Raw genomic sequence first — 15,205 nt, forward strand, 5'->3', positions numbered from 1 at the left:
ATTCTGCGCGAAGCACATCATTCCCTTTCTTGTGAAGGGTGCCGTAAAAGCCAAAACAGAACCCTCTCCCGCGAGGAGAGGGAGCAGGCTATCGGTATTCGGTAGCTTGTGCGTTTCGCTGAATAGTTACTAAGTCGTTTGTATGTGCTTCCGCGTCGCGGAAATTTCGTTTTTCCAATTCCGGTGTTTGGCGATGCCAAAAAGTCAGGATTTGGCGCTATTAATGCCCCTCTTTGCAAAAGAGGGGCGGGGGGAGATTCCCCAAACCAATCCCCTCACTCCCGTTTGTCCCCAACCGGTCCGTTGTCGCAACCACCGGAGTTACTCTTCGACGGCAACAATCCCAGGCCGCTAACCGCCGCCGGCAAACCCAACAAGGCCCACGAGGCAACATCCCACGCGCCGTCGCCAACCAATGCCGCCGCCAGACCGGCCGCGCTGGCCAAACCCAGCGCCAGCGGCAGGCGCCAGATTTGCCAGGCCGAACGTCGGCTGGCGGTCCGCATCAGGCCGCCGCCCCGGCAACCGCCGGAAGCCGCCAGCGGCGCCGGGCCAGCCATAAATACACGCCGCTGATCAGCACTGCGATGGCGATCAAATCCAGTACCAGCCACAGGCATTTCAGCGGCAGGCCGCCGTAATTGCCGAAGTGCAGCGGTTTGGACAGCAGCAAGGCTTTGACGTAAGCCGGCAGTTCGCGTTTCGCCAATACCTCGCCGGACGCGGCGTCGATCACAACCGGCGTCAGCAATTGGCTGGTCAGCGGCGTGTTGCCTTGCAGGAAGGCGACGAACTGGCGCGGGCCGGCAAACTCGTTGCCGGGAAAGGCCATAAAGCTCAGAGCCATGTCCGGCGCGGCGCGCAAGGCCGCCGTCAATGCCGCGGCGGCCCGGCCTTGGCCGCTGACTGGTGCCTGGCCCTGGTAAGGCGCCAGCATCGCCGCCAGTTCGGTGTCCTGCCAACGCTGAAAAATCGGTTCGGCCACGGTGTTGACGATGCCGGTCAAGCCGACCACGGCCAGCCAGACCAGGGTGGCGATACCGAGCAGGTTGTGCAGATCCAGCCAGACCAGACGCCGCGAACCGGCGCGGCGCACGCTGCCGAATGGAAATTTAGCCATGTGGTAGTGGTACAGCACGGCGCCGGAGACCAGCGACGCCAATAGCAGCACGCCCATCGCCCCGAGTAGCAGGCTGCCGGGCAAGCCGGCGAACAAGTCGTAGTGCAAGCGAAACATCAGGTTGATAAAGCCGCTGTCCAGCGGTACATCGTGCAAAAACTCGCCGTTGCGGGCGTCGTACAGATAAAACGCGCTTACGTCGCCGCTGGCCGCGGTTTTACCGAGCCGTACCGACCACAAGGCCGGCTCGTCGGCATCGCCGACCAGAAATTGCACGGTGTCGCCGGGCCGGCGGGCCAAGGCATCGGCAACGATGGCGTCCACGTCGGCTTGGCGCTGGTCGTCAGGCCGTTCCGGCGCCGCGATGTGACGGCCCAACGCCAGATCGATTTCCTCGGCAAAAATCAGCGGCAAACCGGTCAGGCACAGCAGCAGCATGAACAGCGTGCAGACCAGGCTGGTCCATTGGTGGAGCCAATACCAAATTTTGAACGTCGATCTGGCGGACATGTTTAACAACCGTTAGAAACTGTACTTGACCGAACCGGTGATCACCCGGCGCATGCCGTAAGTGGCGAAGCCGTCGGCCGGACTGCCGTAATCGAAGGCCGATGTCACATGTTCCTTGTCCAGCGCGTTTTGCAGATTGAAGGCCAGTTGTATCTGCTTCCAGGTGTAATGCAGACTGGCGTCGAACAACACGTAACTCGGCACCTCGGTGGTGTTGCGGCCGTAATAGCTGTTGCCGTACGAGGTACCGATGTAACGGGCGCCGCCGCCGATGCCCCAGCCCTTGGCCGGGCCGCTGGCTACGGTGTAATCGGCCCAAAGCGTGGCTTTGTGGTCCGGCACGTACTCCAGGCGCTCGCCCACTTCGCTGGCAAACGAGCTCTTCGTGACGGTGGCATCCAAATAACTGTAACTGGCTGTCAAATTCAGACCGTTATCCAGACTCGCCAAGCCCTCCAATTCGACGCCGCGCGAGTGGGCGCTGCCTTTCTGCACGTTCTGGAAACTGGTTGGGTCGGTGGTCAGGTAGTTGTCGCGGGTCAGGTCGAAATAGGCCAGGCTGACGAAACTGCGCTGGTTTCTGGGCTGATATTTGACGCCGAACTCGTATTGTTCGCCGGTTTCCGGCTTGAACGTTTGTCCGGTCAGGGCGTCGCGACCGAGCGCCGGCAGGAAGGAGGTGGCGTAGCTGAAATACGGCGCCAAGCCATTGTCGGCAAGATAGACCAAGCCGGCGCGGCCGGTCGCCTTTTCATCCTGCTGGCCGCTGGCCGATCCGCCCAAACGATCCGTGGTGGCGCTGTCGGCCAGATCGTAACGGCCGCCCAAGGTGAGCCGCCATTGCTCGGTGAGTTTAATTTGATCCTGCAAATACAAGCCGATCTGGTCTTGCACCGAGACATCGTTTTGGTAAGGCGACGCGGCCGGTACCGCCGCGCCGTAAACCGGCGCGTACAGATCAAGATTAGGCGCGCTACCGAACGGCAACACATAGGTCGCGTCGGTATGTTGAAAGTCCAGGCCGGCCAGCAAGGTGTGGGCAATAGGTCCGGTCGCCAATTTCAATTCGGCTTGGTTGTCCAGACTAAATCCCTGCACGCGGCCGTCAATTTCGTAGTAGTAGCGGCTGATGGTGCGTTGGTCGGCCAATAGCGCCGCGGTGTAAACGCTGCGCGCGTCCAGTGTATTGTCGTAATAGCGGGTATTTTGCCGAATCGCCAATGTGTCGTTAAAGCGGTGTTCGAATAGGTAACCGACCGAAAACTGTTCGCGATCATATCGATCGACGCCCGGTTCGCCGGTGAAACGGTTGCTGGGCAGTGGCCCGTTCGGATTGCCGAACAAGGTCCCGGCCGCCGGATAGCGTTGCGAGGGCTGGGTTCGGTCTTGCTGGTAATGGCTTAAAAAGGTCAGCGTGGTACGTTCATCCGGCTTCCAGGTCAGAGACGGAGCCAGATAAATTCGGTTGTCGTCGATAGCGTCGATTTGGGTTTCGCTGTCGCGGCCCAAAGCCACCAGCCGGGCCGCCAAGGTACCGGCCCGGTCCAGCGAACCGTGCAGGTCCAGCTCGCCTTGTAAGCGGTCGTAGTTGCCGGCCTCGAATTTGATGTCGCCGCCGAAGGCGCCGAAGATCGGCCTTTTCGAAACGAAGTTAACCAGACCGCCGGCGCCGGCTTGGCCGTATAGCACCGAGGCGGGGCCGCGCGGGATCTCGATGCGCTCGGCGCCGAACGGCTCCAGGTTGTAACTGACGGCGAAACCGGGATTGACCAGCTTCAAGCCGTCCTGAAACAGGCCGGTTTCGGTCACGTCGAAGCCGCGCATTTTTAAATAAGTGGTGCGCGGTTCGAAACCGAACGATTCGCTTTGCACGCCCGGCGTGTAGCGCAGGGCTTCAGCGATAGTGCCGACGTTTTGCGCTTCCAGTTGGTCGTCGGTGACCACCGAAATCGAATGCGGCGTTTCCAGCAGCGGCGTGTCGGTCTTGCTGGCGGCGCTGGAGGTGGTCGCCACGAAGCCGACGTCGCGGCGTGTGCTTTGGTCTTTGACTTCGACGACGGGTAGGGTGACATCCTTGTCGGCCGACGAATCCTTGTCGGTATCCTGTGCCGCGGCCGGCGCCGGGCAGATCAGCGCGGCGGCCAGCGGCAGTGCCGCCATCAGTGCTCGGGAATCCGCCGGCTCGTGCCGGCGGCGTGAATTGGGTTGGGGCATGCGTGCTCCGTCGGGTTAGCAATGTCGTTAAAGTCATGGCTACCTGGCGGGAAAGGCTGGGTGGCGGGTTTGTTGGTTACCCGTCGGAAAACGGGTAACGTTTTTATTTCCGGTTTTGGGATGTCCGGCAGGCAGGGGCTTTACTTCGTTACCATTACAAGGCGGCATCCTTGCCTTGCCCATCTACCAGACATCCCAAAACCGGCAAATTTTTTTCATGACCCCTGCTTTGCAAGTTGGCAAAGCGCCGGGGTTTTAAACGCTATTTTTTCTCCGGCTCCGAGACGAAACCGATTTTACTGACCCCGGCTTTGGCCGCATCCGCCAGCGTTTCGGCGACGAAGTGGTACGGTACGTTTTGATCGGCGCGGATATGCAGTTCCGGCTGCTGCGGCGATTGGGCTATGTCCGCCAGGCGCTGATTCAAGACGCTACGGTCGATTTGCTCCTGGTTCCAGAACAATTTACCTTCGCCATCCACCGACAGCGCCACCGGGTCGTCGCTAGGTTGTTGCGGTACGCTGCTGGCTTTGGGCAGATCGATTTTCACTGCATGCGTCATCAGCGGTGCGGTGATCATGAAGATCACCAGCAGCACCAGCATCACATCGATTAACGGAATCATGTTGATTTCGGCGACGGTGTGGCCGCCGCCCTTGTTTTGATCGAAGCCGCCGAATGCCATTAGTGTTCTCCAGTGGCGAAGGCCATTTCAACGCCGGCAATAGCGGCGGCTGGCGCGCTGGCGATGGTGGCGCCGGTGGTCAGGAACGCAAACAAATCGTGGGCGAAGCCGTCCAAGCGGGCTAACAACAAGCGATTGCTGCGCACGCAATCGTTATAGGCCAGTACCGCCGGTATCGCCACCGCTAAGCCCAGACCGGTCATGATTAGTGCTTCGCCGACCGGTCCGGCGATTTGATCCAAACCGCCCAATCCGCCTTGACCAATATTGACCAGGGCGTGGTAAACCCCCCAGACCGTGCCGAACAAGCCGATAAACGGTGCGGTGCTGGCGATGGACGCTAGTGCGGTCAAGCCCCACTCCAGTTGCGCGGTTTCTTCGTCGATGACCCTGCGCATCGAGCGGGTCAGAAACTCGGCAGTCGAGCCCGCCTGTTGCAAACCATGGCTACCGTGGCGGGCATGATGTTGCGAGGCGGCTAAGGCGTGGCGGGTCAGATTCGAGAACGGGTCGGTTTGGGTGCCGTCGGGCAAGTGGCTGGCGACGTCGGTGAGGGTGTCGCTGGCCCAAAATTTTTGTAAAAACAGCTCGGCGCGATGGCGGACCTGGATGGCGTGCCAGGCCTTGACGACTATGAAATACCAGCTGGCTACCGACATGATGATCAGCAAGCTGAATAGGAAGGCGCCGACACTGTCGGTTTGCGCCAGGAAATGGTCGAGACTTTGATTGAGTGCCATGATTTATCCTTCGAGAGAGAATGAAACGGGAACCACGACCCAGGCGGAAACCACCTGTTCGCCGCGGCGGGCGGGGACGAAACGCCATTTTTGCACGGTTTCCTGGGCGGCTTGATCCAGGCGCTCGTAGCCGCTAGATTTACGTAGCGTGACTTGTTCGACCGCGCCGTCGGTATTGACCAGTACCCGCAACAACACCTTGCCTTGCTCGCCGAGTTGCCGCGATGCGCTAGGATAGGCCGGGGCCGGGTTGTTCAAGTAGTCGGCGTTCAGGTTGGGCAAGGTCATCGGCGCCGACGACGCTTCGCTGTTACTGGCGGAACTGGGTGCCGGGGCAGGCGCGGCCGCAGTGGCCGTTGGTGTAGGTTCGGCGCGCGGTGGTTCCGGCGTTGGCTCTGGCGCGGCGATTGCCGTCGGCGCACTGCCGGCGGTCGACAATAGGTTCGGCTTTTTAACCGGTTTGGGTGGCGTTTTAGGTTTGTTGACGGCTTTTTCCGGCGCTGGTTGGGCTTGCTGTACCGGTGGTTTGGCCGGTGCCTGTTGCGTTTGGGTGTCGCCGATCCATTGCACCATGATAGGTTGCGGCGGGGTGACGGGCTGCGGTTTCTCGCTGTTCGGCATTAGGCCGAACCAGGCTAAATGCAGGCCGAGCGCGATTAGCAAGCCCAGGCCGCGTTCGTTATATTCGGCTTTTTGGATTGTGGCTATCGATTTATACGGCTCTTCGCTGGCTACGAGGCGCATGGGGGCCAGGCAGGCAAGCTGGCGGAAACTGGCGGTCGGTAACATACAGGCCTCTCGATTAACTGAGCTGAAAACGATTGGCTGGCTACCCTGGGGTTGGCTGGCTGGTGTTGTCGGGTATTACGGTTTACTTGGTCAAAATTAATTTGCCGTTGCTGGTAATGCGCAGACGGTACTCGTCGCCTTGATGTTCGATGACAATTTCGTTTTGGGTGCCGAACAATAAACGGCTATTCACCCGCTGCCTGGCTTGCGGTATTTCCGGCGGCGTGTCGGCGGTTGACGGGCTAAGTCGCACTGGGTTGGACGGATTTTTCATAGGACTAAAAATGATGACGAATAAATGCCAAACCCGCTCAATGCGCTGCTACCGACTGCTGGCGAGCTGTTTTTCGCTCTAATAACAGGTTGGTGACTGTTTGCCAGTGTTCCAGCAATTGCAGATACATGTCCCGGCTGGAAGCACTATGTTCTAGTTCCGGATGGCTCAGTAACCGGCCCAATTGCTGTACGATCAGATGCGCCAACTTTGGGTTGTGGTGGCCGTTGATGAATTGGGTCATTAACACGCAGGTTGCGGCATGAATTTGCGCCACATCGCGGCTTCTCGGCGCGCCGATAGAGTTGTCTTCAAACATGATGACCTCGGGTTGCATAAGTTATAAGTTAAATTGCCGCACACTGGATAACTTAGGAGGCTGTGCAGGTGCGGCAATGACAGCACGAGAGATGACTGTCGGATACAAATGATAATGATTATCATCTATATGTCAAGCAAAAGTATTTTGCTGTGGGTGGTTTGGGAATTTGTCGGGAAGCAATTGGCAGGGCCAAGGTGGTTGGGAAGACGATAGAGGTGTTTTGTTTGTGGTAAATGATTTGAGAATATGACTGCAAATGGCAGCGGAAGTCGCCACCCTTGGTCAGGCTTATAGCGTGGCTTCGGCTTTTTGCAGCTTTAGGGCAGCGGTTTGTAAGCCAGTAGTCCGGCCAGCGTTTCCAGGAGTTCGCTACGGGGATGATTTTTGATCCAGACCAGCGCGATTTGCCGGCTGGGCCGCTGGCGGATGGTGATATAACGAATGTCATGATCGTCCGGCTGCACGGCGACCGAAGGCATCAGCGTCACGCCGACGCCGTTTTTGACCATGAAACGCAAGGTTTCCAGGCTGGATGCCCGGAAGTCGTGCTCCACGAAGCGCGACGGATGGCATAATTTTAGCGCCTGATCCCGCAAACAATGGCCCTCGTCCAGCAACAGCAGATTTTCTTTGGCCACCGTGTTCAGGTCAATTTCCGCCTGCTCGGCAAGTGGATGGTCGGCGCACACCGCCAGGGTGAAAGGGTCTTCGAATAGGGTTCGCGATTCCAGGTTCGCCTGTTCGACAGGCAAGGCCAGCAAGGCAGCATCCAGCTTTTTGTCGAGCAGTAAGGCTACAAGAGCGTTGGTTTTTTCCTCGACCAGTTGGAGTTTCAGCTCGGGGTAATGCTGCTTGATGCGAAATACGTATTCCGGCAATACGTAGCTTGCCAGTGAAGGAAAAGCCCCCAACGACAACATGTTGCGGTGCCGATCACTGGCGTGGGCGGCGATTTGGCGAATGGAGCGGGCATCGTCAAGTATACGGCGGGCGAGCGGTAAAATTTCCCGGCAAGTGTCGGTGGTTTCCACCGCATTTTTTTCGCGCAGGAATAAATCCACGCCTAAATAATCCTCAAGTTTCTTGATCTGCGTGCTCAACGTCGGCTGGCTAATCGAACAATGCTCAGCCGCTTGGCTGAAGTTTTTCAATTCCGCTACGGCCACTAGGTAGCTTAAATCCCGCAAGTTCATCGACTGTTATCCGCTGTTGAGGTAAGTGTTCCGAAAGTGCACCCGGACCGGAATCATACCAGCTTGGAAGCGCCTATTATTGACTTGGCCTATCGGTCCATCGAAGAAATCAATTTCAGTTTGCGGCCAATCTCCCGTTGAATATGTCCACCGAACCCGTTTTCTGAAGGGATAGGGCGCCGTTACAACTAAATGCCGCTACAGTTAATCCCGTGCGGTCTTTAAAACGAAAAAAAACAACGGCTGGTTTTTATCTTAAATCACAACAAGGAACAGAGGTGCACCATGACAAGCAAACAAATTTTCCTGGCATCCACATTGGCACTAGCCATATCAGCGGCATTGACCGCCACACCGGTGCAGGCCGAGCCGGAACCGACCATGAACAGCTTCTGGTGGCCGGAGCAACTGAATCTGCAACCGTTGCGGCAGAACGCCGCCGAATCCAATCCCTTGGGCAAGGCCTTTAATTATGCCGAGCAATTCAAAACCCTGGACTTGAAAGCCGTGAAAGCAGACATCGCCGGCGTGCTACATACCTCACAACCCTGGTGGCCGGCCGATTATGGCAACTACGGGCCGTTTTTTATTCGCATGGCTTGGCATAGTGCCGGCGTCTATCGGATTTTCGATGGTCGCGGCGGCGCGTCCGGTGGTCAGCAACGCTTCGAGCCGCTCAACAGCTGGCCGGACAATGTCAATCTGGATAAAGCCCGCCGCCTGTTGTGGCCGGTCAAACAAAAGTACGGCGCCAAACTGTCCTGGGCCGACCTGATGGTGCTGGCGGGCAATGTGGCCTTGGAAGATATGGGCTTCAAAACTCTGGGGTTTGCCGGTGGCCGCGCCGATGATTGGGAGGCCGAAGTGGTCAATTGGGGCACGGAAAAGAAATTTCTGGCCGATGAGCGCCACGACGGTAAAGGTGAGCTGGCGAAACCCTTGGCGGCGGTGCAAATGGGCTTGATTTACGTCAACCCCGAAGGCCCTGGCGGTAATCCTGACCCATTGGCAGCCGCCAAACATATCCGCGAAGCATTCGGCCGGATGGCGATGAACGACGAGGAAACCGTGGCGCTGATCGCCGGCGGCCATACCTTCGGCAAGGCCCACGGTGCGCATAAACCCGACGAATGCGTGGGTAAAGAACCCGCCGCGGCCGGCATTGAAGAGCAAGGCTTAGGCTGGGCGAATAAATGCGGTGCCGGCAACGGCGTCGATACCGTCAGTAGCGGCCTGGAAGGCGCTTGGTCGACCAACCCTACGCGCTGGACCCACGATTATCTGACCTGGCTATACACCTTCGAGTGGCAACAAAGCAAAAGTCCGGCCGGTGCCACGCAATGGATACCTAAAGACGGCAAAGGCGATAACTTTGTACCGGACGCACACGACCAGAGCAAACGCCATCCGCCGATCATGTTTACTACCGATATTGCTTTGAAAATGGACCCGGATTACCAAAAAATTTCCAAACGCTTTTTGGATAATCCAAAAGAATTCGAGGCGGCCTTCGCCAAGGCCTGGTTCAAGCTGACCCACCGCGACATGGGGCCCAAAGCCCGCTATATCGGTGCGGAAGTACCGGCCGAAGACTTCGTCTGGCAGGACCCTATTCCCAAAGTTGATCACAAATTGATTGACGCCAAGGATGTTGGCAAATTGAAATCAGCCATCTTGGCTGCGGATCTGACGATTCCCGAGTTGGTGAAAACGGCCTGGGCCTCGGCAGTCACGTTCCGTGGCACCGACATGCGCGGCGGAGCCAATGGTGCGCGGATTCGGTTAGCACCGCAAAAAGACTGGGAGGTCAATGATCCCGCCGAACTGGGCAAAGTGCTGGCAAAACTGGAAGCCGTCCAAACCGAATTCAACCGCTCCTTGAAAGGCGGCAAAAAAGTGTCGCTGGCCGATGTGATCGTGCTGGGCGGTTCGGCAGCGGTGGAGGAGGCGGCCAAAAAAGCCGGTTATAAGGTGCAAGTGCCGTTCAAACCGGGGCGGATGGATGCGGCGCAAGAGCAAACCGACGTCAATTCTGTCGCGGTGCTGGAGCCCAAAGCTGACGGTTTCCGAAATTACTTTGGCAAAGATAATGCGCATTCGCCTGCGGAAATGCTGGTCGAACGCGCGAATTTTCTGACCTTGAGCGTGCCGGAAATGACGGTGCTGGTGGGCGGCATGCGGGCTTTGGATGCGAACGCCGGCCATGCCAAACACGGGGTGTTCACCAGTCGTCCGGGCACGCTCAGTAACGATTTCTTCGTTAATCTGCTCGATATGTCCACGAAATGGACCAAGTCAGCTACTGAAGGCATTTACGAAGGACGGGACCGGGCCAGCGATCAAGTTAAATGGACTGCCACACCAGTGGATTTGATCTTCGGTTCCCACTCCGAGTTAAGGGCAGTATCGGAAGTCTATGCCTCGGCAGACGGCAAGGAAAAGTTCGTGCAGGATTTTGCCAATGCCTGGGCCAAAGTGATGGAACTGGATCGATTCGATAAGCGCTAAGCTTGGCTTGCGAGGCAGCCAATTTGGCCGAAACTGGGTCAAGTTGGCTGCCTTGCGCAAAAATGCCTTTCATCGTCAACTTATTAACCCGGTCCTAGTTGTCACGGGCATGCTGTTTGGGCTGAGCCCGTCAAAGCCGTGGCTGCTGTGTTCTTCGATGGGGAGAACGGTTTTCTGCGTCGGGTTAATACCAGGCTGGTGGCAAGCCGCAAACACCTCAGTTTGTGCCCAGTGGTGCCAGGGTCCCTCACAGAGAAAAGTCAAAAAAAAGGGCAGTGCAAAGACTGCCCAAAGAGGGAGAACTCAAGGTGAATCAAATCCAGTCGGAATCGTTGCTGTCGTCCGGCACGCTGTAGTCTGCGTCGCTAAGTGAAAAATCGTCACTATTATCCAAGTTGGCTTGCTGGATGGCATCGTCGCCGTAATAGTTGTTGACTACTGTCTGTTCCTGAAGGCCGCTGTGTTCGCCCATTGCTTGCTGGCCCCAGGCGCTGGAGCCGTGATGACCCATTAGACTTTCGATGCCTTGGAACAAAAACGAACCGGCGACGACGCCCGCTGCCGTGGTTGCGACATTACCTAAAAAACTACCGCCACCACCACCGAAGAAGCCGGGCGCTTGCGCGGGAGCGGCGCCGCGCGGCATTTGATAATTACCGGCACCGGGCACCGCTCCGCTATTGTTGGCAGGTTGAGCCCACGGATCGTTCCCCAGGAACCCGCCACGTTGTGGGCTTGCACCGGCTTGCAATTGATTTTGCAACTCGGCGATTTGTGCTTTAGCCGCAGTCAAAGCTTGATCCTGCAACAAGGCGCGTTGCACCAGCAGATAAGCGGCATCGGGTTGTTTGGCCACCGCATCTCTAATCAAGGCTTCGGCCTCGGCGTCTTTTTGGGCGAGCTTTACTTCGTTCAGTTGATTCAGAAACTGGCTGAGCTGGTTGCGTTCCTGTGAATTCATTCAATAACTCCTATCGTGAGATATAACCCGGCTAAACGCCGGCATGGGCAAAGACTGCAAAATCGCTGCAAAGTTTCTTTAACAGTTGGGTGTGGTTTAGGAAGTTTCAATAGTCCGGGTGAAATAGTTGATGGCGTAAATTGCTTCTTTCTAGCAGCAAAGGGCAACGTATTCAATCACTGCCGGTCCTGTTCCAACGGCGCGATAGACTATGCTTCGGCGCCTGGTGCTGCAATTGCTGCTTTATCTTTGGCATTGCAAATTTCGGAATATGGGTTCTCGCACTTTCCGGGAAATGGTCGGGGGTAGGGCATCATAAAACCAAAATTGTAAGGGCAGTGGCTAGGTCGCGGTTAAAGCAGCCAGCCAAAAACAGCATTGCCTGTTAGTCCGGTTAGCGTACAATCCAGAGTGCTTCGCTAGTCGTTTCAAACCCATTTCAGTCGTTAGTTAGTAGCCGGCCGCTAAATCATACGTGATCAGTAACTCGAACAAACAAGCAGCAATTCAAGCGGCACAGCTTCGACAACTGTTTGCAGCAAGCAATGTGTCATTGATCAGCAGTACGCTACTGGCGGCGATTCTGGCTTATATGCAGCGCGACATGATTGCGGCTCATGTGGTGCTCAGTTGGTTGACGCTGATCGTGTTGGTGGCGGTTTCCCGCACTTTGCTGGTCAAGGCTTATCGGTCCGCCGCGCCGGAAGTGGGCGAAAGCACTCTGTTCTGGATGAAAAGGTTTCGGATTGGGGTGCTTGCCGTGGGCTTGGTGTGGGGAGCGGCCGGTTTTCTAATGTTCCCGACCAACAGTTCGCAGCACCAACTCTTTTTGGTTTTCATGCTGGCAGGCTTGTCCGCCGGCGGCGTGGTGGCTTTTTCCGCCGATCTGCTTAGTGCGGTGCTATTTTCTTTGAGCTCGCTGCTGCCCATCATTGTCCGCTTGTTCATGTCCGGCAATGGGTTGTTTGTGGCGATGAGCGTGGCAGGGTTTTTATACCTGTGCTTCATGGTGATCAGCTTGCGTCGTATCAATCGAAGCATCACCGAGAATATTGTCTTGCATCTCGACGCCGCGGAAAGAGAAGAGGCCATGCGTATCAGCGAGCAGCGCTATCGCTTGTTGCTGAAACATTCGCCCATCGGAATTTTTCATTACGACACCGACCTGATCGTCACTTATTGCAACGAACCGTTTGCCGCTATTTTGCAGAATAGCGTCGATAACGTGGTCGGATTGGATATTAAGGGTTTTAACGACGGTTCAATACTTGCCGCTTTGCATCAGGCGTTGAACGGTGAAAAGGTGAGTTATGAAGGCAATTTCAGGCCGGCGCCGGATGCCGCCGGCATAGTGATAGACATGAGCTGCGCGCCGTCCCGCGACGGCGCCGGCAAGATTGTTGGCGGTATTGCGATTATTCGGGACATCAGCGAGCGTAAGCAGGCGGAAGAAATGCTGCGTATCAGCGCCATCGCCTTCGAATCGCAGGCGGCGATGATCGTCACCTCCCCGGACGCGATAATCCTGCGGGTGAATCGAGCTTTTACCGCGCTGACCGGCTACGAAGCGCAAGAAGTAATGGGGCAAACGCCGCAGATGCTCAACTCCGGTCGGCACGACAAGGGATTTTTTACCGCCATGTGGACTTCATTACAGGAAACCGGCCACTGGCAAGGTGAAATCTGGAATCGGCATAAGAATGGCCTGATTGTTGCGCAATGGCTGACCATTGCCGCCGTAGTCGCGCCCGATGGCCGCATTACCCATTACGTCGGTACATTTTCGGATATTACCGAGAACAAGGACGCGGTGGCGGAAATCCACCGATTGGCCTATTACGATCCTTTAACCCATTTGCCTAACCGGCGTTTGCTGCAAGACCGCTTGGGCCAGGAGTTGGTTGCCGGCGCCCGCAACGGCTTGTATGGCGCTATCCTGTTCTTGGACCTGGATAATTTCAAGACGCTTAACGACACGCGCGGCCATGAGGCCGGTGACCAATTATTGATAGAGGTGGCGCGGCGCTTACGTACTAGCGTGCGCGAATGCGACATCGTCGGCCGTCTGGGTGGGGATGAGTTTTTGGTGTTGCTCTCAGATTTGAGCGCCGATGTCGAGCTTGCCGCCATGCAAACCAAGCAAGTCGGCGAAAAATTGCTGGATGCGTTGGCTCATCCTTATGACATAAACGGCTATGAGTTCCATTGTTCGGCCAGTATCGGCATTCGCTTGTACCGTGATCACGAGCTTGCGGAGGAGCTACTCCGGCACGCCGATCTTGCTATGTATCAAGCCAAAATGGCCGGGCGTAATGCTGTGCGTTTCTTCGACCCGAGCATGCAGGCGCTGGCGACTGCTCGCGCCGATTTGGAAAAAGATTTGCGCCTTGCGCTGTCTCAAAATCAGTTCAAGCTGTATTTTCAAGCGCAGATCTACCGAAACCACCAAGTAGTGGGCGCCGAGGCGCTGTTGCGTTGGCAGCATCCGCAACGCGGCTTGGTATCGCCGTTGGAGTTTATTGCCTTGGCGGAAAAAACCAGTTTGATTTTGCCGATTGGCCAATGCGTGTTGGAAGCCGCTTGCACGCAACTGAAGCAGTGGGAGCAGCATGCGCGTTCGCGGCAATTTCGGCTAGCCGTTAATGTCAGTGCGCGCCAGTTTAGAGCGGCGGATTTTGTCGAGCAGGTGCGGCGGACGCTGGATAGCCATGGCGTTAACCCGGACTTGCTGGAACTGGAACTGACCGAAAGTCTGGTCCTTGAGAATATCAACGACACCATCTCTAAAATGCACGCGCTCCGAGAGATGGGCGTGCGCTTTTCGTTGGACGACTTTGGGACCGGATACTCGTCGTTTTCCTATCTGACGCAGTTGCCGTTCGACCAGTTAAAAATAGACCGCTCCTTTGTGCATAACATCGGTATCAAAACCAGCGATGCGGTGATCGTGCAAACCATCATCGGCATGGCCCACAATCTGGAGATAGAAGTCATTGCCGAAGGCGTCGAAACCGAAGCGCAGCGCTTGTTTCTGGAACAGCACGGCTGCCACGCCTGTCAGGGGTTTTTGTTCAGCAAGCCGGTGCCGATAGACGAATTTATGGCCTGGAGTCGGCGTTTGCCCAAGTGCTGACCCAGCCTGTTAATGTAGCCGCTCCGGCTATCAGGCATGCACCTGGCCTTTCGCGGAATTGTTGGTATATTCCTGTTTACTGCCGTTTTTACTAAATTGGGTTTGCCGGGGCTCCGAATGAAATCGTCCGATACACATCCGCACAATTCCCGGCTGGCAGTCCGCGAGGCTTTGAAGGCAGCAAGCAATGACTATCACAACCGGTTAAATCAGCATAGTTTGCTGGTCGGAATCACCCAACCAGACTATTCGCTGGCTAAATACCGAAAGCTGCTGTCCGCTTACTACCATCTCTATCAGGCTTTGGAACAGCGGTTAATTGCCTTTCAGTCTTCTCAAGACTGTCAATTCGACTATTCTCAACGCCTTAAGTTGCCTTGGATTTGCCGCGATCTGGCGTTTTTGGGGATAGACCCGCTTAGGGAATACAACATGGCGCAAAACCTGCCGGCACCGCAGGTAGCCAGCATGGGTGAATATACCGGGGTTTTATACGTGATAGAGGGATCGATGTTGGGTGGACAGCTTATTTCGCGTAGCCTTGAGGCCTACCACGGTTTAAATGGCGAAGCCGGCGCTTGCTTTTTCCGCGGTTATGGTCAGAACACCGGGCCTATGTGGCAAGATTTTCTGCGGTTTGCGGAAAACCTAGCCGGTGACGATGACCAGCGTTCGGCTGCCGAGCACGCGGCCTGCCAAACTTTTCAATTTTTTATTCAAGTACTGGATGATTATGCCTATTCGTAAGTTACACGT

At 56.4% G+C, this 15,205-nt stretch carries 13 protein-coding genes; 3 read left to right on the forward strand and 10 right to left on the reverse strand.

Features of this window, described 5'->3' with window-relative positions; translation table 11 throughout:
* Positions 1-275: 275 nt before the first annotated feature.
* The 9 genes from ACWAU0_RS14540 to ACWAU0_RS14580 all read right to left on the reverse strand — a co-directional run bounded on the left by ACWAU0_RS14540 (position 276) and on the right by ACWAU0_RS14580 (position 7,847).
* On the reverse strand, positions 276-506 hold the full coding sequence (locus ACWAU0_RS14540; protein ID WP_458137076.1) for a hypothetical protein: 231 nt from the start codon (positions 504-506) through the stop codon (positions 276-278).
* Positions 506-1,630, reverse strand: a complete 1,125-nt coding sequence (locus tag ACWAU0_RS14545) for a PepSY-associated TM helix domain-containing protein (RefSeq protein ID WP_458137077.1) — start codon at positions 1,628-1,630, stop codon at positions 506-508. The genes ACWAU0_RS14540 and ACWAU0_RS14545 overlap by 1 nt, the downstream gene beginning before the upstream one ends.
* A 12-nt stretch (positions 1,631-1,642) precedes the next feature.
* Positions 1,643-3,844 (reverse strand): TonB-dependent siderophore receptor, encoded by a 2,202-nt coding sequence (locus ACWAU0_RS14550; protein WP_458137078.1) that lies wholly within the window; start codon positions 3,842-3,844, stop codon positions 1,643-1,645.
* Between the two features lie 262 nt (positions 3,845-4,106).
* The gene (locus ACWAU0_RS14555) at positions 4,107-4,529 is read right to left on the reverse strand and encodes an ExbD/TolR family protein (RefSeq protein ID WP_458137079.1); all 423 of its coding nucleotides are present in this window, start codon (positions 4,527-4,529) and stop codon (positions 4,107-4,109) included.
* Entirely contained in the window at positions 4,529-5,269 is a 741-nt protein-coding gene (locus tag ACWAU0_RS14560) for a MotA/TolQ/ExbB proton channel family protein (RefSeq protein ID WP_458137080.1), read from the reverse strand. Before ACWAU0_RS14560 ends, ACWAU0_RS14555 begins: the two co-directional genes overlap by 1 nt.
* 3 nt (positions 5,270-5,272) lie before the next feature.
* Positions 5,273-6,058, reverse strand: a complete 786-nt coding sequence (locus ACWAU0_RS14565) for an energy transducer TonB (RefSeq protein ID WP_523070806.1) — start codon at positions 6,056-6,058, stop codon at positions 5,273-5,275.
* Positions 6,059-6,140: 82 nt separating this feature from the next.
* Positions 6,141-6,332 carry a hemin uptake protein HemP gene (hemP, locus tag ACWAU0_RS14570; RefSeq protein WP_033155322.1) on the reverse strand — a complete coding sequence of 64 codons (192 nt, stop codon included), beginning with the start codon at positions 6,330-6,332 and terminating at the stop codon, positions 6,141-6,143.
* Between the two features lie 37 nt (positions 6,333-6,369).
* A complete protein-coding gene (locus tag ACWAU0_RS14575; RefSeq protein WP_458137082.1) occupies positions 6,370-6,651 on the reverse strand; it encodes a hypothetical protein in 282 nt (93 codons plus the stop codon).
* Positions 6,652-6,971: 320 nt separating this feature from the next.
* The gene (locus ACWAU0_RS14580; protein ID WP_033155321.1) at positions 6,972-7,847 is read right to left on the reverse strand and encodes a LysR substrate-binding domain-containing protein; all 876 of its coding nucleotides are present in this window, start codon (positions 7,845-7,847) and stop codon (positions 6,972-6,974) included.
* 285 nt (positions 7,848-8,132) lie between these two features.
* On the opposite strand from ACWAU0_RS14580, the gene katG reads away from it, so the two are divergent.
* Positions 8,133-10,355 (forward strand): catalase/peroxidase HPI, encoded by a 2,223-nt coding sequence (gene katG, locus ACWAU0_RS14585; protein WP_458137083.1) that lies wholly within the window; start codon positions 8,133-8,135, stop codon positions 10,353-10,355.
* A gap of 313 nt (positions 10,356-10,668) precedes the next feature.
* Here katG and ACWAU0_RS14590 read toward each other — a convergent pair whose 3' ends face one another.
* Positions 10,669-11,316, reverse strand: a complete 648-nt coding sequence (locus ACWAU0_RS14590; RefSeq protein WP_319962600.1) for a DUF2076 domain-containing protein — start codon at positions 11,314-11,316, stop codon at positions 10,669-10,671.
* A gap of 475 nt (positions 11,317-11,791) precedes the next feature.
* Here ACWAU0_RS14590 and ACWAU0_RS14595 point away from each other — a divergent pair, with 475 nt between their 5' ends.
* Together ACWAU0_RS14595 and ACWAU0_RS14600 are read left to right on the forward strand one after the other, a co-directional pair.
* Positions 11,792-14,449, forward strand: coding sequence for a putative bifunctional diguanylate cyclase/phosphodiesterase (locus tag ACWAU0_RS14595; RefSeq protein ID WP_458137084.1), 2,658 nt, complete (start codon positions 11,792-11,794; stop codon positions 14,447-14,449).
* 117 nt (positions 14,450-14,566) lie between these two features.
* Positions 14,567-15,196, forward strand: coding sequence for a biliverdin-producing heme oxygenase (locus ACWAU0_RS14600; RefSeq protein WP_165786408.1), 630 nt, complete (start codon positions 14,567-14,569; stop codon positions 15,194-15,196).
* The last annotated feature ends 9 nt before the right edge of the window (positions 15,197-15,205 follow it).

The organism is Methylomonas sp. Uni0009 (genome assembly GCF_054188105.3).